General features: G+C 66.2%; 13 protein-coding genes. 7 read left to right on the forward strand and 6 right to left on the reverse strand.

Translation table 11 applies throughout. From position 1 onward, the window contains the following. Positions 1–2: 2 nt before the first annotated feature. The gene (locus N5D45_RS18380; protein ID WP_279939436.1) at positions 3–2,111 is read left to right on the forward strand and encodes a phospholipase C, phosphocholine-specific; all 2,109 of its coding nucleotides are present in this window, start codon (positions 3–5) and stop codon (positions 2,109–2,111) included. A 100-nt stretch (positions 2,112–2,211) separates the two neighbouring features. On the opposite strand, the gene N5D45_RS18385 is transcribed toward N5D45_RS18380, so the two are convergent. The 4 genes from N5D45_RS18385 to N5D45_RS18400 form a co-directional block, all read right to left on the reverse strand. Next, a complete protein-coding gene (locus N5D45_RS18385) occupies positions 2,212–3,807 on the reverse strand; it encodes an alkaline phosphatase D family protein (RefSeq protein ID WP_057502723.1) in 1,596 nt (531 codons plus the stop codon). A gap of 10 nt (positions 3,808–3,817) precedes the next feature. After that, a complete protein-coding gene (locus N5D45_RS18390; RefSeq protein ID WP_164192165.1) occupies positions 3,818–6,751 on the reverse strand; it encodes a TonB-dependent receptor in 2,934 nt (977 codons plus the stop codon). 141 nt (positions 6,752–6,892) lie between these two features. Continuing rightward, positions 6,893–7,915 (reverse strand): FecR domain-containing protein, encoded by a 1,023-nt coding sequence (locus tag N5D45_RS18395; protein ID WP_057502721.1) that lies wholly within the window; start codon positions 7,913–7,915, stop codon positions 6,893–6,895. Then, complete coding sequence (locus tag N5D45_RS18400) at positions 7,912–8,427, reverse strand: sigma-70 family RNA polymerase sigma factor (RefSeq protein WP_057502720.1); 516 nt, start codon at positions 8,425–8,427, stop codon at positions 7,912–7,914. Before N5D45_RS18400 ends, N5D45_RS18395 begins: the two co-directional genes overlap by 4 nt. 38 nt (positions 8,428–8,465) lie before the next feature. Here N5D45_RS18400 and N5D45_RS18405 point away from each other — a divergent pair, with 38 nt between their 5' ends. Beyond that, positions 8,466–8,864 carry a hypothetical protein gene (locus N5D45_RS18405; RefSeq protein ID WP_010484265.1) on the forward strand — a complete coding sequence of 133 codons (399 nt, stop codon included), beginning with the start codon at positions 8,466–8,468 and terminating at the stop codon, positions 8,862–8,864. A 244-nt stretch (positions 8,865–9,108) separates the two neighbouring features. Continuing rightward, positions 9,109–11,781 (forward strand): pyruvate dehydrogenase (acetyl-transferring), homodimeric type, encoded by a 2,673-nt coding sequence (gene aceE / locus N5D45_RS18410; RefSeq protein ID WP_279939438.1) that lies wholly within the window; start codon positions 9,109–9,111, stop codon positions 11,779–11,781. Positions 11,782–11,832: 51 nt separating this feature from the next. On the opposite strand, the gene N5D45_RS18415 is transcribed toward aceE, so the two are convergent. After that, the gene (locus tag N5D45_RS18415; protein WP_010484263.1) at positions 11,833–12,315 is read right to left on the reverse strand and encodes a hypothetical protein; all 483 of its coding nucleotides are present in this window, start codon (positions 12,313–12,315) and stop codon (positions 11,833–11,835) included. 191 nt (positions 12,316–12,506) lie between these two features. On the opposite strand from N5D45_RS18415, the gene N5D45_RS18420 reads away from it, so the two are divergent. The 4 genes from N5D45_RS18420 (at position 12,507) to N5D45_RS18435 (ending at position 18,575) form a co-directional block, all read left to right on the forward strand. After that, positions 12,507–13,733, forward strand: coding sequence for an MFS transporter (locus N5D45_RS18420; protein WP_164192168.1), 1,227 nt, complete (start codon positions 12,507–12,509; stop codon positions 13,731–13,733). Further along, complete coding sequence (locus N5D45_RS18425; protein ID WP_279939439.1) at positions 13,730–14,887, forward strand: ROK family protein; 1,158 nt, start codon at positions 13,730–13,732, stop codon at positions 14,885–14,887. Before N5D45_RS18420 ends, N5D45_RS18425 begins: the two co-directional genes overlap by 4 nt. Before the next feature lie 86 nt (positions 14,888–14,973). Continuing rightward, positions 14,974–17,469, forward strand: a complete 2,496-nt coding sequence (locus N5D45_RS18430; RefSeq protein ID WP_279939440.1) for a TonB-dependent receptor — start codon at positions 14,974–14,976, stop codon at positions 17,467–17,469. Beyond that, entirely contained in the window at positions 17,469–18,575 is a 1,107-nt protein-coding gene (locus tag N5D45_RS18435) for a YdcF family protein (protein ID WP_279939441.1), read from the forward strand. Before N5D45_RS18430 ends, N5D45_RS18435 begins: the two co-directional genes overlap by 1 nt. Positions 18,576–18,592: 17 nt before the next feature. Here the strand turns inward: N5D45_RS18435 and N5D45_RS18440 are convergent, their stop codons facing one another. Beyond that, positions 18,593–20,764 (reverse strand): TonB-dependent siderophore receptor, encoded by a 2,172-nt coding sequence (locus tag N5D45_RS18440; RefSeq protein ID WP_279939442.1) that lies wholly within the window; start codon positions 20,762–20,764, stop codon positions 18,593–18,595. Positions 20,765–20,810: the final 46 nt, after the last annotated feature.

Raw genomic sequence — 20,810 nt, forward strand, 5'->3', positions numbered from 1 at the left:
CCGTGACCGATATCGGCCGACGCCGGTTGTTGCAGGCCGGCGTTGCCGCCGGCCTTTCCCCGCTGCTGCCCAGCATCGCCCGGGCCGCAGCGATCGCGCCTGCGGCGCAGACGCGCAGCCTCGAAGACCTGCAGCACATCGTGGTGTTCATGCAGGAGAACCGTTCGTTCGACCACTACTTCGGCACGCTGCCTGGGGTACGTGGTTTCGGTGATCGCTTCGTGGCCCCTGCCGCGGCCCTGCTGGCCGGTGGCCGCACCCGCAGCCTGTGGCTGCAGCCCGACGCGAGCGGCGCGCGCGCGATCGCGCCGTTCCCGCTGGATACCGCCGCGCACTTCGGCTACATGCGGGTGGAAGGCACACCGCACACCTGGCCGGACGCACAGCGTGCCTGGGACCACGGGCGCATGGGGCAATGGCCGAAGGCCAAGCAGAACCACTCGATGGGCTACTTCCAGCGCAGCGACCTGCCGTTCCAGTTCGCGCTGGCCGACGCCTTCACCATCTGCGACGCCTATCACTGCGCGATGCAGGCCGGCACCAACCCGAACCGGGTGTTCCTGTGGACCGGCCACAATGATGCACACGCGCGTGCTGGTGGCCCGGTGATCGCCAACTCGCACGACAATTTCCCCGAACAGGGCGGGTACCCGGCGTCGTACCGCTGGACCAGCCATGTCGAGCGCCTGCAGAACGCCGGCGTGTCCTGGCAGATCTACCAGGACATGGCCGACAACTTCACCGACAACCCGCTGGCCGGTTTCGAGGTATTCCGCCAGGCCCATCGCGCCGCGCCGGGGCATGACCCGCAGTTGCGCGCACGCGGCGTCAGCACCCGTGGCCTGGCGCAGCTGCGCCAGGACGTGATCGGTGGGCGCCTGCCGCAGGTCAGCTTCATCATCGCCGACGCGGCCGGCAGCGAGCATCCCGGCCCCTCCAGCCCCGCCCAGGGCGCGGCCTATACCGCGCGCGTGCTGGACGCGCTGACCGCCGATCCAGAGGTGTGGAGCCGCACCGCGCTGTTGCTGATGTTCGACGAGAACGACGGCTTCTTCGACCACATGCCGCCACCGGCACCGCCTTCACCGCTGGGCACCGGCTGGGCCGGTGCGTCTTCGGTCAGTACCGAGGGCGAGTACCACCGCCATCCGGCACCGGGCGACGAGAAGTACGACCTCGCCGAACTGCGTGGCCGCCCATATGGGCTGGGTCCGCGCGTGCCGCTGTATGTGATCTCGCCGTGGAGCCGCGGTGGCTGGGTCGATTCGCAGGTGTACGACCACACCTCGGTCATACGGTTGATCGAACGTCGCTTCGGTGTGGCCGCACCGGACATCTCGCCGTGGCGCCGCGCGGTCTGCGGCGACCTGAGCAACGCGTTCGACTTCGCCCAGCGCGATACCCGCCCGTTCGTACGCGGCCTGCCGGACGTGAGCGCGGTGGCCGCGCGCGCCGCCGCCCTGCCGGGACGCACCGTGCCCGCGTTGCCCGAGGGACTGAAGCCGGCGAAACAGGAAAGCGGCGTGCGCCCGGCGCGTGCCCTGCCCTACCGGCCGCAGGCATCGATTGCCGCTGTCGACGCCTCGGGTGTGGATCTGGCGCTGTCCTGCGAAGGCGCAGCAGCAGTGCTGCATGTTTACGACCGGCTGCGGCTGGATGCGGTGCCACGCCGCTACACGCTGCTGCCGGGCATGCCGCTGCGCGAGCGCTGGCCGCTGGACGCCCAGGGTCGCTATGACCTGTGGCTGCTGGGCCCGAACGGCTTCCACCGCCACTTCCAGGGAGCGGCCACGGGTCCTGCCGTGCAGGCTTCAACCGATCGTGCGGATGGCCAACTGCGGCTCCGCCTGCGCAATCTGGGTGACAGCGCGCAGCAGGTGCGTGTGCAGCCGGGCGCCTATGCCGGGCATATGCCCGAGCAGACGCTGGTGCTGCCCGCACATGCAGAGACCGCGTTGGCGTGGGACGCAACGCCCACCGCAGGCTGGTACGACCTGCTTGTCGGTGCGGGCGACAGTGCCCTGCGCCTGGCCGGCCGCGCCGAGGATGGGCGCCCCGGCACCAGTGATCCGGCGATGGGCAGCGAGCCATTGCGGTTCGAGCACGATTGAAGGATCTCTGTAGAGCCAAGCCCATGCTCGGCTGCTCTTCGATAACTGACCGGAAAAGCAGCCGAGCATGGGCTCGGCTCTACAGGCCAGACCGGTAGGATCAGGCCTCCTGCAGCCCCGGCCGGCCGTGCTCCACCGCGTAGCGCTTCCAGCTCTGCACCGCGCCATTCGGCTGCATCACGGTATCCAGCGTCTTCATATCGCCGATCCACGCATCGCGGGTGACATCGCACAGCACGTAGCCACGCTTGTCGGTGGTCGCTTTCAGATAGGGGCTGTGCGTAATCTGGTTGCTGGCATACGCGTCCACACCCTGGCCATCGGCGCCGGAAGTGATCGACGTGGCGAGGAACTCGCTGGAGATCACGCCCGAGTCACGGTGGTCCTGCACCAGATCACTCGCATAGTGGCGATGCGCGTCGCCGCAGGCGGTCACCACGTTGCCGAAGCCCACCTTCTGGATGTGGTCAAGCAGGCGCCGGCGGCTGTCCAGATAGCCTGACCACTGGTCGTCGGACGACTGCACCACGCCGTCCTTCTCGCGCATGTAGTTGCCCAGCGCCACCTGGTGGGCAATCGTGTGCCAGCGTGGTGCAGCATCGGCCAGGCCGTCGAACAGCCAGCGCTCCTGCTTCGCCCCCACAATGCTGCGCTCTGGCGATTCCACCTCCTCACGCAACGCCATGTTCACCTGCTTGCTGCGGTACTGGCGGGTATCGAGCAGGTGCAGGTCCATCAGCGTGCCGTAGCGTGCGCGCCGGTACATCTGCATGTGGCCATCGCGCGGGAATGCAGAGCGGCGCAGTGGCATGTTCTCGTAGTAGGCCTGGAACGCCTGTGCGCGACGCAGCAGGAACACTTCGCTGGGCGTGTCATCCTGGTCTTCGGCACCGGCCCAGTTGTTGTCCACTTCATGGTCGTCAAAAGTGACGAACCACGGTGCCGCCGCATGCGCGGCCTGCAGGTCGGGATCGCTCTTGTACTGGGCGTAGCGGCGGCGGTAATCATCCAGCGTGTAGATCTGCGGGCCGACGTGGTTGCGCAGGTTGGTGAACGGCTGGCCGTTCATCTTCCGCAGGCCCGGCTGGCTTTCGCCTTCGTAGATGTAGTCACCGTAGTGGAAGACGAAATCCAGCGGTTCCTCGGCGATGCGCCGCCACGCGGTGTAGTGGCCTTCTTCGTAGTGCTGGCAACCGGCCACCGCAAAGCGCACACGATCCACTGCGGCCGTGGCTGCGGGCAGCGTACGGGTACAACCGACCGCACTGGCGTGGCCGCCTACGGTGAAGCGGTACCAGTAGGGCCGTCCGGGCGCCAACCCGTCCAGCTCCACGTGCACGGCGTGGCCGAGTTCGGGATGCGCCATTGCCGAACCCTGGCGCACCACCTTGCGCATGCCATCGTCTGCTGCCAGTTGCCATTCGACCGCCATCGGCCGGGTCGGCATGCCACCGCCGAACACCAGCGGTTCGGTCGCCAGGCGCGTCCACAGCACCACGCCATCGGCCGAGGGATCACCCGAGGCCACGCCCAGGGTGAAGGGTGTGCTGGCAAAGCGCGGCTTGGCCAGCAGGTTGCGCGGGTTCAGCGCGGTGGCATCGGCCTGCGCGGCCAGCGCGTGTGCCGTGCCCATCCAGGCACCGGCAGCGGACAGGCCGGCCAGGGCCAGGAATCGCCTGCGATTGATCGTCTCCACGGCTGTGCCCTCAGTTGTAGATGATGTGGAAGTAGAAGAAGCGGCCGTAGTCGTCGATCTCGGTACGGAAGCGCCCGTTCGGGCCGGTGCTGTAGGTCGGCTGGGTGTTGAACAGGTTCTTGGCTTCGTACTTCAGCGTCACGTGCCTGCTGAGCTTGTGGCTGAAGGCCATGTTGAACGTCATGTACGGGTCGTAGTACGAATCCAGCCATTCGGTGTCACCGAAGTCGACCAGCATCCGGCTGCGGTAGGTGCCGGACAGGCGCAGCTGCGCGCTCTTCCACGGCATGCGCCAGATCACCGAACCATTGAGCGACCAGTCCGGCTGGTACAGCAGGCGATCCAGGCGGCGCTCGGTGCCATCGCTGATGCGGTAGTTGGTCTGGCCTTCCAGCCGTGTAGCGTTGAAGTACATGTCGAAGCGCTGGCGTCCCCACTGCAGGTTGCGGTTGGCCACCGCGAACTCGACACCGCGCAGCGTGGACTCATCGGTGTTCATCGGCTGGGTCACCCGATAGCGGGCATCACCCACGTTCTCGAAGGTGGTCAGGGTGTAGATGTCGTCCTTGATCACCTTGTCGAACAGCGCCACCGAGACCAGGCCGTTGTTTCCGTTGAAGTACAGGTCCCACGCCAGGTCGATGTTGGTGGAACGTCGCGGCTGCAGATCGGCATTGCCCTGCTTGATGCTGCAGAAGCCCCTGCCCTCCTCGTCATCGCCACAACTGGTACTGGTGGCCTGGGCGATGTTGCTCGGCGTCGGCCGGCCCAGCGTGCGGCTGGCGGAGAAGCGCAGGCGCTGGTCCTCGCTCAGCTTGAACGTCGCATTCAATGAAGGCAGCAGGTTGTTGTAGCCACCGCTCGTATTGCGGAAGGCGGAGGTATAGGTAGTGCCGCCATCATCGCTGAACGGGCTGTAGGCATCGAAGCGGGTGTGGTCGTAGCGCAGGCCGCCGATCAGCAGCAGCCGGTCCCAGGCGTAGTGCGCGGATACATAGGCATTGGTGATGTCCTCCACATACGTGTAGTCGCTGGTGAAGTTGGCATTCGGATACGCCGCATTGTTGTTGCCCAGTTTCGGCAGCAGCTCCTCGTTCCACTTGCGGTTGTCGATCAGCGGGAAGCCCGGCACGCTGCCCAGCAGCGTCGAACCCGGATACAGGTAATCGTTGAGCGTGGCACTGCTCTTGAAGTAGTCGAAGTCGATGTCCTGCCAGATCTTCAGATGGCGGTACTCGGCGCCGGCGGCCAGGCCGAAGCCACGCGCATCGGCGTCGATGTTGTAGCTGAAATCGGCGCGCAGGTTGTCGATGCTCTCCTTGGCATCGCGCGGGGAGACATAGGCCTGCGCCGGATTGAGCTTGAACGCGGAGCTGGTCAGCAGGCTGGAATCGGAAACCGCCACCGCGTTGGGGAACCCATGGCTGTCGTTCTCGTAGTCGACGAACAGATTGCTTGGGTAGGCGCGCACACCCCAGTAGACCTGGTTGTTGTGGAAGGTCTCTTCGGTATGGCCGCCACGCAGGGTCAGCCGCGAACGGTCGCCCATGTCCCAGTTGAAACTGGCGACGGCACCACGGTTGCTGCGGTCCCAGCGGTCGTGACGGTTCTTGATGTAGATGCTGTTGATCTGGGTGGTGCCGCTGTCCTCGGTCTGGTTGCGGATCGGGAACTTGGCATTGCCGTACAGATCGGTCTTGTTCATCGTCGAGTTCTCGTAGAACCGGTACGAGTACAGCAGCAGCGATGCGTAGAACGGATCATCCGAGGGCTTCCACTCAAGCTTGGCGGAGCCACCGAAGTTGGTGATGAAGTTGGTATAGGTGCCGGTGCTGAAGTTGCCAGGAGCACGCAGCCCGTTCCAGCCCTTGGCCTCGTCCGGACCGGTGGTACCGTCGGTGAGGTATTTGCCAGCGTCGTTGTAGTAGTAGTTCGACTCCACCCAGCGCTTGACGCTGTTGCGTGAACGCTGCTCGTAGCGTGCCACCGCAACGATGCCGAACTCCTGGTCGGCGCCGAACTGGTTGGAGAACACCATCTTGGCGCTCTTGCCGAAGTGGCCCAGAGTCTCGTGGTTGCCGCCTGCGCTGCGCTCGACGTTGGTCTCGGCGGTGGAATAGATGCCCGCCACATCGGCAAACACGTACTTGCCGGACCGGTCGAAAGCACTGCGGCTGATGATGTCGATCACGCCGCCGATCGCATCCGGTGCCTGCTCCGCACTGAAGCTCTTGTAGATGTCGGTACGGGTGCCGATGTCGCTGGGAATCAGCTGCAGGTTGTTCATTCGCTCGCCGGAGCCACTGCCTCCCACGCTGGCAATCGCGATGCCATCGATGGTGGTGTAGTTGAGGTTGGCCTGTACGCCGCGCACGGTCACGTAACGTGGCTCGCCGGCATCCTCCACCGCACTCAGGCCTGGAGCGGCCATCAGGCTCTCGGCCAGGGTCTCGTCGCCGTAGCTGTCCATCTCGTCGTAGACCACCGAATCCTTGATCACTGGCGACGACTTCTTCTGGTCGATCACCTCGTGCGCGGCAATCACCTTGACGGTGTCCAGGGTCGGCGCCACCACCGCCTCGGCCTCGCGCGGCTTCGGCGCGGCCGGCTTCGGCGCGTTGCTTACGGGCGCCGGATCGATGGCGATGACATTGCCATCGACCACGGTGTAGCCCAGGCCGGTACCGGCCAACAGTGCATCCAGCGCCTGCTTGACGGTGGCACCGCGCGGCACCGCACCGGCCATGCGCGCATCACCGCCGGCCGAGTACAGGAACTGCACTCCGGAACTGCGCGACAACTGCTCCAGTGCACGTGCCAACGGCTGCGCCGCGATCGGCGCCGAAACGCGGGCCTCAAGGCCATCGGCAGTGGCCGCGACCGCCAGCGGCACGCTGCAGGGAGACAGGGCGAGGATGATCGACAGGTAGAGCGTGTTGCGCATCACGGGTCCTTGGAAGAGAGAAGGCAGCAGGCGCCGCTGCGTGGCTCGGCAGTGGCTTCTCCCAAGTAAGAGCCCGCATCCACCGAAGTGGAGAACGCGGATTCGATGAATTTTTTCTGACAGTCCACGGCCACGTCGGCCTCAGCGACTGCCGACCCGCACGGTGTCGCCTTCGCGCCTCACCAGGAAACGCGGGTCGCGTTCGAGGAAGGCCTGCAGCGCACCGATGCGATGCGCATCGAGACTGCCCGACAACCGTGCCGATGCAGCGCCTTCGTCCAGCACGCGGACCTGTACCTGGTTGTGCCGGTTGAAGGCAGCGGCCACCTCGTCCAGCCGCTCATCCAGGAAGGACACCTTGCGTTGCTGCCAGTCCAGCAGCATCGACAACGGTACATCCAGCGACTCCACCGCATGGCTGCGCGCGTCGACCTGCACCACCCGGCCTTCGCCCAGTTGCGCAAGACGCCGGGCGTCCGCACCCTGGCTCCAGATCTCCACCTCGCCGGAAACCACGCCGATGCGCGTGCTCTGCAACCGTCGCGCGACATCGAACACCGTGCCAATGTCTCGAATCTCGAGGCCGTTCACCTCCACCTCGAACGGACGGCGGTCGCGGGCGATGTCGAACGTGGCCTCACCCTGCAACAGCTCCACCTTGCGGCTGAACCAGCCCATGCGTACCCGCAGGCGGCTGTCCGCGTTGAGCCGCACCTGGGTCTGGTCGGGCAGCACCAGGTCACGCAATTCACCATGGTCGGCGCTGTACAGCTGCGCGGTGGGCATCAGCTGCGGAACCAGGCCCACGCCGAGCAGGGCCGTACAGGCTGCGGCAGCCATCACCCACCAGCGCGCACGCCCCCGAGGCCGCACAGCGCGCGGCGGCGCATGCACGCTACCGAACAGCGGCACCACCTTGGCGGCGACCTGCCGCGGTGGCACCGGCGCCTCTTCAGGCAACGGCGATTGCAGCGCCTCACCGACCTGCCGGTGCAGCGCGAGGGCGTGCATATAGGCGCGCACATGCTCCGGCGAGCACTTCATCCAGTCCAGGAACGCAACCCGCTCGGCCTCACCCAGTGTTCCGTCGCGATTGCGCAGGAACCAGTCCATGGCCTCGCAGGCGATCGTGTCGTCGGCCACGGTCGATGAGTTCCGGCTCATGTGTGCTCCCTGGCGCCCAGCGCCTTCCTGCAGGCCTCCAGCCCCCTGCCGATGTGCTTGCGCACCATGTGCACCGACACCTGCAGCTGCTGGCTGATTCCCGGGCAGTCCAACCCGTCGCGGTAGTGCAGCTCCATCACCCGCCGCGTGGTTGCCGGCAGTCGTGCGATGGTGCTGCGGATATCACTCCAGCGCTGCGCATGCTCGAATTCACCCTCGATGTCTTCTTCGCTTTTCAGCACTTCGGCCAACAGATCGACATCTTCCAGCGGCGGCAGCGACGACCGCGCGCGCGCATGCTCGCGCGCCAGGTTGGCCGCCACAGTGAACAGGTAGGCTTCCGGGTTCTCGACCGCATCGGCATCTTCGCCGGTGCTGCGCAGCAGGCGCAGGTAGACCTCCTGCGCCAGGTCTTCGGCATCCTCACTGGCCGAACCGCGACGCAGGAAGAAGCCACGCAGCAGCCGGCGCCGCAGTTGGTAGCTCTTCTCCCAGATCCTCACGCTGTTCACGGCCGGCCAACCACCCCGAGGCTGGAAAGCCCCGCAGGGTGACCGCCATCGATGACAGTGGCGTTTCAACGACCGGCGGGCAGCCGCTAGAATGCGGCCCCTGCACTGTCCCGGCAGCCCGCACAAGGAGTGCTCCCATCAACGCACGCACCGCCATCAACACCCTCAGCAGCCTGCTGTTCCTGCTGCTGGTCGCCCACACCACCGCCTACCAGCAGCAGATGTGGCCGCCCAGCCGGGTCATCCATGTGCATCCGGTAGTCGTCGTCCTCGCCTATGCGCTAGGTGTGCTCACGCTGCTGCTGTGGATCGGCGGCCGTCGTGCACCGGAATCCGCCCAACGCCTGGCGCGCTGGCTGCCCATCGTCGCCTGGTGCCTGCTGGGCGTCGGTGTGGCGATCATCCCGGTGTTCCTGCCTGGGCTGTCCCCGGCCTGATCAGCGGGCGCACCCAGCGCATCGGCCCATGATACGGCGCGCGGCGCCAACCCTTGCTTGCCAGAGACCCAAGCCCCGCCCGCCTACCGAAGCGTGGGGGGCAGGCCTACGCTTGTCTTCTCGGTGGCCGCCACGGTCGCCCTTCGCGTCACGGCCCTGCCGTTGCGACCCCGCTCCAGTGCTGTGCGCCCTGCCGGTGTTGTCGCCCAGGCAGAAGTCCGACCGGCGCCCTCTGGAGACCGTCATGAACCAAGCCCTGATCCCCTTCGATACCGACCCGCTGGAAACGCGGGAGTGGCGTGAATCGCTGGAGGCGGTGATGCAGGCCGGCGGCCGGCCGCGCGCGCACTACCTGATCGACCAGCTGAGCGATCTGGACGCCCAGCAGCACGGCGACCTGCATACCCGTGCCTGGACCGCCTACGTCAACACCATCCCGCCCGAGCGCCAGCCGGCCTACCCGGGTGACCTGGCCATCGAGCGCCGCCTGAACGCGATGATCCGCTGGAACGCGATGGTGATGGTGCTGCGTGCCGGCAAGCATTCCAATGTCGGCGGCCACATCGCCACCTACCAGTCCGCGGCAGTGCTGTACGACGTCGGCTTCGATCACTTCTTCCGTGGCCGCACCGACACCTTCGACGGCGACATGATCTACATCCAGGGCCACTCCGCGCCGGGCATCTACGGCCGCGCGTACGTGGAGGGCCGCATCGATCCGGCACGGATGGACAACTTCCGCCGCGAAGCCGGCCGCGAAGGCCTGTCCTCGTATCCACACCCACGCCTGATGCCGGAGTTCTGGCAGTTCCCCACCGTATCGATGGGGCTGGGCCCGCTGACCGCCGCCTACCAGGCGCGCTACATGCGCCACCTGGAATACCGCGGCCTGAAAGAACACCAGGGCCGCAAGGTCTGGGCCTTCCTCGGCGACGGCGAAATGGACCAGCCCGAATCGCTGGCGGCAATTTCCCTGGCTGGCCGCGAGCGGCTGGACAACATCGTGTTCGTGGTCAACTGCAACCTGCAGCGCCTGGACGGTCCGGTACGCGGCAACGCCAAGGTCATCCAGGAACTGGAAGGCACCTTCCGCGCGGCCGGCTGGAACGTGATCAAGCTGATCTGGGGCAGCGGCTGGGACGACCTGCTGGCCCGCGACCACAGCGGCCTGCTGCGCCAGCGCATGATGGAATGCGTGGATGGCGACTACCAGACCTTCAAGTCGCAGAGCGGCGCCTATGTGCGCGAACACTTCTTCGGCCGTTACCCCGAGCTGCTGGAGCGGGTCGCGCACATGAGCGACGACGAGATCTGGGCGCTGGCACGTGGTGGCCACGATCCGCAGAAGGTGTACGCCGCCTACCAGCAGGCGGTGAAAACCCGCGGCCGGCCGACAGTGATCCTGGCCAAGACGGTCAAGGGTTTCGGCATGGGCGAAGCCGGCGAAGGCCAGAACATCAACCACCAGCTGAAGAAGATGAGCGCCGATGCGGTGCGCGCCTTCCGCGACCGCTTCAACCTGCCGGTCAGCGACGAGCAGCTGGAGGACATGCCCTATCTGCGTCCGGAGCCGGGCAGCGCCGAGGCCGCCTACTTCGCCGAGCGCCGCCGCATCCAGGGTGGCCAGCTGCCGGCACGGCTGGCGAAGGTCGATCCGCTGCCGTTGCCGCCGTTGTCGATCTTCAACACCCAGCTGCAGGGCAGCGGCGATCGTGGCCAGTCCACCACCATGGGCTTCGTGCGCATCCTCACCAGCCTGCTGAAGGACCCGGACCTGGGCAAGCTGGTGATTCCGATCGTGCCCGATGAATCGCGCACCTTCGGCATGGAAGGCCTGTTCCGCCAGATCGGCATCCACTCCTACCTGGGCCAGCTGTACACCCCGCAGGATGCCGGCCAGCTGAGCTATTACAAGGAAGCCAAGGACGGCCAGATCCTGCAGGAAGGCATCAATGAATCCGGTGCGATCTGTTCGTGGATCGCCGCCGGCACCGCCTACAGCAACCACGGCCTGGCCACGATTCCGTTCTACATCTTCTATTCGATGTTCGGCCTGCAGCGTGTCGGTGACCTGGCCTGGGCCGCTGCCGATGCACGTACCCGCGGCTTCCTGCTCGGTGCCACGTCGGGCCGCACCACGCTGATGGGCGAAGGCCTGCAGCACGATGACGGCCACAGCCACGTGCTGTCGTCGGTGATTCCGAGCTGCGTGTCCTACGACCCGACCTACAACTACGAGCTGGCGGTGATCATCCATGACGGCCTGCGCCGCATGTATGTCGACCAGGAAGACATCTACTACTACATCACCGTGCTCAACGAAAACTACCCGCAGCCGGCACTGCCGGAGGGCGTGGAAGCGGGCATCCTGAAGGGCCTGTATCTGCTGCATCCGGCAGCCGCCGATACCGCCTCGCAGCCACGCGTGCAGCTGATGGGCAGCGGCTCGATCCTGCGCGAAGTGGAAGCCGCGGCAGAACTGCTGCAGCAGGACTTCGGCGTCGCCAGCGATGTGTGGAGCGCCACCAGCCTGACCGAACTGCGCCGCGACGGCCTGGCCGCCGAACGCTGGAACCTGCTGCATCCGGCCGAGGAGCCGCGCGTACCCTACGTGCAGCAGTGCCTGCAGGGCCATGAAGGCCCGGTGGTGGTGACCACCGACTACATGAAGATCGTAGGCGACCAGATCCGTCCCTTCATCAACGACCGCCGCTTCACCGCACTCGGCACCGATGGCTTCGGCCGTTCCGACACTCGTGAATCGCTGCGCACCTTCTTCGAAGTGGATCGCCACTTCATCGTGCTGGCCGCCCTGAAATCACTGGCTGACGAAGGTCGCATCGAACGCTCGCGGATGCAGGAGGCCATCGACAAGTACGGCATCGACGCCGGCAAGCGCGACCCGGCCGCGGTATAAGGCTGCTGCATTCACCACGCCCGCTGTGCGGGCGTGGTGCAGGCGGCGCCGCTACGGTATCCGCTTGAACAGATTGGTCTGCAGGATCGGCGTGCCGTCGTGACCGTAGAACGCCTTGGTCTCGGTCATCGTCGTACGGTCGGCCGCCACGGTATAGATGCGGGTGGAGGCCGGCGTGCCGTGGTCCACCAGCTGCATCACCAGGGTGTTCGGCGCCGGCAGTTTCAGGTTGGCCTTGTCCGCACCGTAAGTACCGGACAAGGGCCCCGGCGTGCCGTCCAGCGCCAGCGTGCCGTCGGACTTCATGGTCTTGCCGTCGTGCAGGACGATGTCCACATGTGAACTCCAACGCCCCGCACCGGCGTCCTTGAACTCGAGCACCACATGCTTCGGGCGCTGCGCTTCGGGAAGTGCAGACGTGGCGATATCCAGCGACCAGCGCCCCAGCAGCGGTGAGGGCGAAGCTTCCACTGCCAGCGCCGGAACGGCGGAGAGCGAAAGCGCAGACAACAACACAGCGGACAACAGTTTCATACGTTGCTCCGTTGCAGTGAAGAAAGCGCTGCGTGACGCGTGGTGGGGGCAGCAGGGCAAATGCTGCACGCCCGCGGCAGGGGGTGCAAGCCACGCGCTGAATGCCCGGCCACCCGCCATGTCAGGACCATGTCACACAGGGGTAGTAGAACGATCCAGCATCTCCGGCTCTTCTCCCCCAGTACACGGCGTTGAACGCGCAGCCCTCGCCACGGCACCTCTATGCCGCCGGCCACTTTGCCCGCACCCTGGCCTGGTCATTCGTGGATCTGGTGCTGGGCTACTACCTGCACGCCCGGCTGGGGCTGTCGGCGGCCCACACCGGCCAGCTGCTGGCCATTTCACTGGCCTACAGCAGCCTGCTCGATCTGCTGCTGGCCGCCGTGTTCACCCGCCTGCGCAACCAGCAGCGCCTCGCCCTGCGCCTGCAGCTCATCGGCGGGCTCGGCACGGCGGCCAGCGCCTGCCTGCTGTTCAGCCCGGGCAACGCAACCGAGCCCGCCTTCCTGCCATTGCTAGTCGCATCGTTGCTGTTCCGTACCTGCTATGCAGTCTACGACGTGGCCCAGAACGCGTTGACGTCGTTGCTGCCCCGTGACGAGGTCGAGGCCATGCGCTATGTCTCCACCCGCGCCGTGGTAGTGCCGATCTCCAAGCTGTGCATTGCCTCGGCGCTGTTCGTCGTGGTCGGTACGCCTGCGTCCCAGGGCAGTGGCAACGCGTTGCTGATCTGCATGGTCATCGGCGTGCTGATCGCGGCCGCTGCGCTTCCTTTGGCCTGCGTCGCAACGCCCCCACGGCCCAGCGCAACCAGGCCCGCTGCTGTTGCCCTGCCCCTGCCAGCGCTGCTGCCGGTTCTGCTGGCCGCGGCGGCGGAGACGACGCTGGTCGGCCTGGCAGGGCGTCTGTTCCCCTTCGCCGAACATGGGGCAGCGCTGACCTTCGCGATGGTGGCGGGCATGGTGGTTGCCCCCTGGCTCTGCCTGCGCCTGCGTACAACGCTGCACAGCGAGACCGGGATGCTCGCGTTGATGTCGGTGCTGGCCGTCGGAGCCGTCGGCGTGTACCTGGCCCTCCCCTCCACGCCCATAGCGATTGCATGTGCCGCGACCCACGGGACGGCGGTGGCCAGCGTCGGCCTGGTACTGTGGCGACGCACCGCGCTGATCGCCCGTCGCCACGCCATCCATGGCGGACGCGACGATGACCTCAGCTGCTTTGCACTGCTCACCGGAACCATGAAGCTATCCATCGCGGCCTCTTCGTTGCTGCTGGGCGAAGTGCTGCCCGGTATACAGGCGGGCGATCTGGACACCTCGGTCGCCCTGGTCTCGCTGGTCGCCATCGGCAGCCTGCTTTCGCTGGCCGCATTGGCCTGGCCCATCCCTCCAGCACGCAGCGAGGGCCTGCGCCCGTGAGCCTGGCCCCGACATCGCGGCTGCGCCGCAAGCCGCTGATCGCGCTCGAGGCCGACCATAAGCGCATCATCTGGCTGTTGCGCACGATGGGCGCGGTTCCCCGCATCACCATCGCCCACCAGCTGGGCATGCACAACGGCGCGTTGACCCGCCTGGCGCGTGAACTGCTGATGCTGGAAGTGATCGAGGAACAGGGACAACTGTCCGATGGCCAGCGCGGCCGTCCCTCGGTGCCACTGGCGCTGTCCGGTCGGGGCGGCTATGCCGCCGGTGCCACGGTGCATCCCGGTTGGCTGGAGATCGCACTGGTGGATTTCGCCGGCCAGGTCATCGCCCGCGATGCCACCGCATTCGACAGCGCAGATCCCCTCGATTTCGTCCATTGCGTGGACCAGCGCCTGCGCAGCCTCACCAGCAGCACCGGACTGATGCGCGCGCGCTTTCTGGGCCTCGGCGTGGCCGTTCCGGGGCCCGTGGTCGAAACCGGTCCGGCACGCCGGCACGCGGTGGACTGGCTGCATGGCTGGCGCGACATCGACAACGACCAGTTCTTCGAAGACTACTTCGGCTTCCCGGTGTGGGTGGAGAACGATGCAACCCTGGCGGCGTTGGCGGAGTACTACGACAGCGGGCTGATCCGCGACTGCGCTTCGGCGCTGCTGCTGTATGTCGGCCACGGCGTGGGTGGCGGCGTGATCCACCGGCGTGATGTGATGCGCGGTGAGTTCGGCAATGCAGGCGACATCGGCCGCCTGTTCCGCATGGACGCACCGCGCCCCTCGGGCATCGACCTGCTGGCCACGTTGCGCGACGCCGGCGCCGGGATTCCTTCGTTGTTCGAGCTGGAGGCCTGCCTGGAAAGCCATGCCGGCATCATCAGTGCCTGGGCCGAACGCGCGGGAAACCAGCTGGGCGCAGCGGCCAATACCGGCGTGGCCTGGCTCGATCCGGGCGCCGTGATCCTGTCCGGTTCCCTACCCCGCCAGGTACTGGAAGCGTTGGGGCAACACCTGCAGCAGCCGGCACGCTGGAGCAGCGCGCTGGACAGCCTGCGCCTGCCGCAGGTGCATGTGTCACGGCTGGGAGGATCCGCGGTATCGGTGGGCGCGGCGCTGCTGCCGATCCACCAGCTGGGCGCCGATGCCACCGTTTAATTGTTTATTTCCGCCGAAGTAAACAATTCCGTCATCGCCCGGACCTACCGTGCAGCGGTCCCCCTTTCCTGCATGGCCGCCCTCCGATGAACATCAGCCCCCTGGTCCTGGGAATCTCCCTGGCCTTGATATCCCTGCATGGCAACGCTTCTGCGCAGGACGCCTCGGTCCAGAACCAGGGCAGCGTCGACGCCGCAACGCTGGATGCGGTAGTGGTCACCGGTGCGGCGCGCACCCAGCGTCGTTTCGATGCGTCCTTCGCAGTCAATTCGCTCAGCCGCGAAGACGTGCAGAAACTCGCACCGAAAAGCTATGCCGACCTGCTCGGGTCCGTGCCCGGCATCCATGTCGAGGCCACCGGCGGCGAGGTGCAGAACATCACCCGGCTGCGCGGCATTCCCACCGATCGTGGCTTCATCGCCTTCCAGCAGGACGGCCTGCCGCTCTACCAGGAGCTGGATGGCCACTTCTTCAATTCCGGCGACGGCATGAACCGGTTCGACGTGATGAACCAGCGGGTGGAGATCGTGCGTGGTGGTCCGGCGCCGATCTATGCGAGCAGTGGCGGCGCCATCGTCAACAACATCCTGGCCGAGGGCTCGGAACAGACCCACGGCAAGGCCCAGCTGACCGTCGGTGACACCGGGCTGTACCGTGGCGAGATGTACCAGTCCGGCGCCCTCGGCAAGGACACCTTCTATGCGGTCGGTGGATTCCTGCGCCAGCACGATGGCTACCGCGACAACGGCTTCCCGAACGACAAGGGCGGGCAGATCAGGGGCAACATCAAGCACTACTTCGATGACACCAGCTGGTTCAAGGTCAGCGGTACCTTCGTCGATGACCACAATACGTTCTACCTGCCGATCCCGGTCGCCGATCCGCGCAATCCCAGCGTCCCGCTGGACCCGTACATCGACTACTTCGACGGTACGCTGAACTCGCCGTCGCTGCGCAGTGTCAACCTGAAATACCTCGATGGCGGCGGCGTCCTGCAGGGCATGAACCGCGACCTGGCCGATGGCCGGCACATGCGCTTCGGCAACATCGGCTTCCAGTACGAGAATACCGCCAGCGATTGGACGATCTCGCTGAAAACCGGTTACACCAAGGGCCGCAACACCTTCGACGCACTGTACTCGACCACCAACCCGGTCGACGCACGCACTTTCGCCAACGGCTATCTGGGCGCGGCCCGTAGCGCCTTCGGCGCCGGCGTCGCGCGGATGGGCTACGCTCTGGCCGGCAGCAACGGGGCGAGCGCCTACGACCCCTATGCCGACTCCGGCCTGGTGATCTCGGCCCAGTACCGGGCCGCAGATTCGGACTTCTACTCCGGCCAGGCCGACTTCAGTGCGACGCGGTTGTTTGAAACGGCCTGGGGCAGCCACGATCTGAACATCGGCGCATACACGGCCTTCTTCGGCACCACGGCCTTCAGTCTGTACCAGGACATGCTGATGGAGATGCGCGGCAAGCCACGCCTGCTGGATCTGGTGGCCTACGGCAACGATGGCGCCCCCTTGGGATACGTCACCGACAAGGGCGCGCTGCGTTACACCACTACCCTCAATCGCGGCAAAGTGGATGCCCGCATGTTCGCGGTGTATGCCAATGACACGTGGGCACTGACGGACCGCTTCAAGCTCGACGCCGGCATCCGCCATGAACGCTACCGCTATGAAGGCTATGCAGAGCAGACCGCCCAGGTCGACCTCGGCGACCGCAATACACTGGCCGACAACACCACGCGCCGGTTCACCGGCGTCGTCCAGAACCATCGCCTGGATCCGTCCGCGACCAACTGGACCGTCGGCGCGAACTTCGATTTCACCTCTTCGGTGGGTGCTTACGCCCGTGTCTCGCACATGGAGATCGTCCCCAACTCGTCGGTGGCACGCTCGATCGATCCCACCATCGTGCAGACGCAGCTGGACCAGTACGAGCTGGGCCTGAAGGCCGGATTCGGCCGGTCCTACCTGTACCTGACTGCGTTCTACACGAAGTTCGACCCGCTCAACGCCTCGTTCGTGGCGTTCAACCCGACGACCGGCCGCAATGACCAGTCGGTGCCGTTCATCGGTACCGCCGTCTCCAAGGGCATCGAACTGGATGGGCTGTTCCGGCCGCTCGACTGGTTCAGCATTGCCGGTTCGATCACGGTCAGCGATCCGCAGTACGACAGCCTGCAGAACGATTCCGGCGCCGATCCGGCCGCCGTCAACGGCAAGCAGATCGTTCGCGAGCCCAAGCTCTACGGCAACCTCCGCCCGACCTTCAGCTTCCAGCACGGCCAGGACCAGTTCGAGACCTGGCTGCGCTATGACGTGGTCGGCAAATCCTATGTTGATCTGTTCAACCAGACGGCGCTGCCTGCCTACCAGACCCTGGGGCTGGGCGTTTCATGGAAACGCGGCAACTGGGGCGCACAGCTGGTGGGCGACAACCTGACCAATGAAAAGGGACTCACCGAGGGCAACACCCGCACCGATGCCCTGGCCGGACAGGGTTCGGCCGAGGCAATCTATGGACGGCCGCTGTTCGGCCGCAACGTCCGCCTGATGGTGAGCAGGAGCTGGTGATGCATCGACGATTTGCCTTGTCCCTTGCCCTGCTTGCCGCGGCGGCGCTGCCGCTTGCGGCGGCGGCCGACGACCGCGACAGCGCCGCGCTGGCCGCACGACTGTTCCCGACCCTCATGCAGTTGAAGCCCGATACGCTGCCCGGTGATGCGCGCGCCCTCCTGGCCGAACGCATGCAGCAGCTGGCCGACTGCCGGACCGCCACCTGCACGCTCGCGTCCGCACACTGGACGCCCACGCAGGCCGGCCTGTTGATCGCCGCGGCTCCCGCGCACGCCCAAGCCATCGAACGGGAACTGGCAGGCCTCAACAACATTCTCTCCGTCTATGGCCAGGGCCAGCCGCCCCGCTACGACGCCATCGACGGCCCGGTCGGCGCGGCGGGCAGCACGCGACTGGCCGGCGACGTCGCCATTGCCGTGCAAATGAGCGAGGTGGACGCCAGCGCGGCCTACACCGCCTTCGATCGCAGCATCGCGGTGGCGGTAGGCCTGCTCGATGCCAATGACCGCCTCGATGCGATCCGCTTCGAGCCGATCAGCGCGGGAATGAACGCCGCGCCGTTTGCGCGTGCGCGGCAGCTCGATTGGAATGCGCATCCGTACACCGCGATCATCGTGCTTGGCCAGGGACCGGACGAATTGACCACCCCGCTCAGCGCCGGCAGCAAGCTGCGCCTGAAGGCGGCCGCGCAGCGCTACGCGGCAGGTGATGCACCCTTCCTCATCGTCTCGGGTGGTGCGGTACATCCACGCGGCACCCGCAGCGTCGAAGCGGTGCAGATGCGCGAAGCGCTGATGGCACGCTTCGGCATTCCCGCAGATGCAATCATCATCGAGCCGTATGCCCGCCACACCACCACCAATCTGCGCAATGCGGCCCGGTTGCTGGCGGCCCTGCAGGCACCGCCGCGGCAACCGGCATTGGTGGTCAGCAGTCCATCGCATATCGATTCGGTCGCCAGCAGCGCCTTCAGCGAGCGCAACCGCCATGAACTGGGTTACGTTCCGGGCAAGGTCGGTTCACGCGTTTCGCCCTACGCGATCCCGTTCGTGCCGGCTCCCGAATCGCTGCGCATCGATCCGATGGATCCGCTGGATCCCTGAACCGCGCGACGGCATCTTCAGTAACCCACCTTCACCGTGAACATCACGTTTCGCGGTGCCCCGTACCAGCCCTGGTTGTAGAAGCCGATCTGCGAATAGTAATGGCGATCAAACAGGTTGTTGATGTTGACCGCCGCCGACACATTGGAGCTGAACTGGTAGCGCGCCATCAGGTTCACCAGTGCGTAGCTGGGCTGCTGCACCGGCACCCGGCGATTTCCGGGCGCGGTGGCGGTCTGATACATGCGGTTCTGCCAGTCCACGCCACCGCCGATGGTCAGCCGGTCCCAGGCACCCGGCAGCCGCCAGGTAGTGAACAGCTTGAACAGGCTGCGCGGCTTGGCGGTGTTGATCGCCCTGCCCTGCGCGTCCTGCGCGATGAAGGTGGTGAAGCTGGTGCCCAGGCTCCACCCCGGCAGCGGCTCACCGGCCAGTTCCAGTTCCAGGCCGTCTACCGTTGCGCCCTTCACTGCGCGGTAGGCCGCCTGCGTGCTGCCTTCGACCAGACCACCGGTGGCCTCGGCCAGGTTGTCCTGCTGGGTGCGGAACAGCGCCACCGACGCATTCAAGCGCTCCTGCAGCCAGCTGCCCTTGACGCCCAGCTCATAGCTGCGGCCGCTGACCGGGTCGAGGATCTGTCCGGATTCGTTGCGGTTGTTCTGCGGCTTGAAGATGCCGGTGTAGCTGGCGTAGGCGCTGCTGTAGTCGTTGAGGTCCCAGACCACACCGGCATACGGCACGAACTCGTTGCGGTAGCGGTACTTCCGTTTGCTGCCGAAGTAGACCTGGTCGGTCTCCCAGTTGCTCAGGCGGCCACCGACGATCACATGCAGCGGATCAGCCAGCGACAGCCGCGCCACGGCATAGGCACCGCTCTGATGATTGTCCAGATCATCGGCCTGGGTCTTGTTGCTGGCCCACACCGGCTCGGGCGTGCCCGGCCCGTGCCAGTCGAAATAGCTGGCCAACGGCGGCAACGGGGCCAGTGCGCGGTACTGCCCCAGTGCGATCTCGTCGCGTGAGCGCGACCAGCCGACGGACGCCGTGTGCTGGCGGCCGAACAGCTGGAAGGGACCGGTCAGGCTGGCACTGACCGCCTCACGGCGCACCGGACCGTCGTAGCGGGTGAAGCTGTTGCCATTGGGCATCGCCCCGGTCACCGGATCGGGATAGCCGCCCCGGTAGAGATGCTTCATCTCCATATCGGTATGCGAGCGGCTGTAGGACACGCGTGCCTGCCAGTCGTTGCCGAAGCGATGGTTGAAATCGAAGAAGCCGTTGCGGGTATCGGTGCTCATCCGTGCCCACGGCGCGGTGGCCGATAACGAGCGGTCGAAGCGGGTACGCGTGCCGTCGGCATTGAACAGCGCAAAGCCGCTGCCGAAGCCACGATTGTCGTTGGCCTGGTAGGAGATACCGGCGATCAATCCGGTGCTCTCGCCCAGGTCCACGCTGACCACGCCGTAGAGCGTCTTCGCGGTGCTGTCCAGGCCCGCCGTATAGCTGTCCCCCTCGGCCTGCGCGGCGACCATGCGGCCACGCACGCGCCCTTCCCTGCTGAGTGGGCTGGACACGTCCACCCACGCACGGCGCGCGTCCCAGCTGCCGAAGCTGATGCCGCCACTGGCCGCAACGTCGCGCAGCGGGCGCTTGCGCACGTAGTTCACCGCCGCCGACGGATTGCCGGCACCGGTCATCAGGCCATTGGCGCCGCGCACGATCTCGATGCGGTCGTACACCACCATGTCCAGGTTGTTCTCGCCGAAATTCCACGGCGACAGCACCGGCATCACCACGCCATCGAACTGATAGTTGTCGATGTCGAAGCCGCGTGCCGAGAACGAGTAGCGGTTGGCATCACTGCGCGTGACCGAGATGCCCGGAGCAGTGGCCAGCGCATCGGCGGTGCTGAGCAGGCCCCGGTCCTCGATCTGCTGGCGGGTGATGACGCTGACCGACTGCGGCGTCTGCCGCGAGGTCAGTGACAACCCCGTCGCCGTGCCCATGGAGTCGGTGGTGTAGGAACGTGAGGATTCGGTGCTGCCATCGAGATCGGCCGTGACCTGCACGGTGGGCAGCTGCGAGGTGTTCGCGGCGGGGGCGCGCTCGGCGCCGTGGGCAGTATTGAACAGCGCCAGGGTCGTGCCGATGGCGGTTGCCAGGGCGCGCGGGCGGATACAGGCGGGCATGGGAGATCCAGCAGGAGAGAAAGGCTGGATGAGAATTATTGTCATT

The organism is Stenotrophomonas sp. GD03819, assembly GCF_029841665.1.
In the GTDB taxonomy this organism is placed as follows: Bacteria; Pseudomonadota; Gammaproteobacteria; order Xanthomonadales; family Xanthomonadaceae; genus Stenotrophomonas; species Stenotrophomonas geniculata.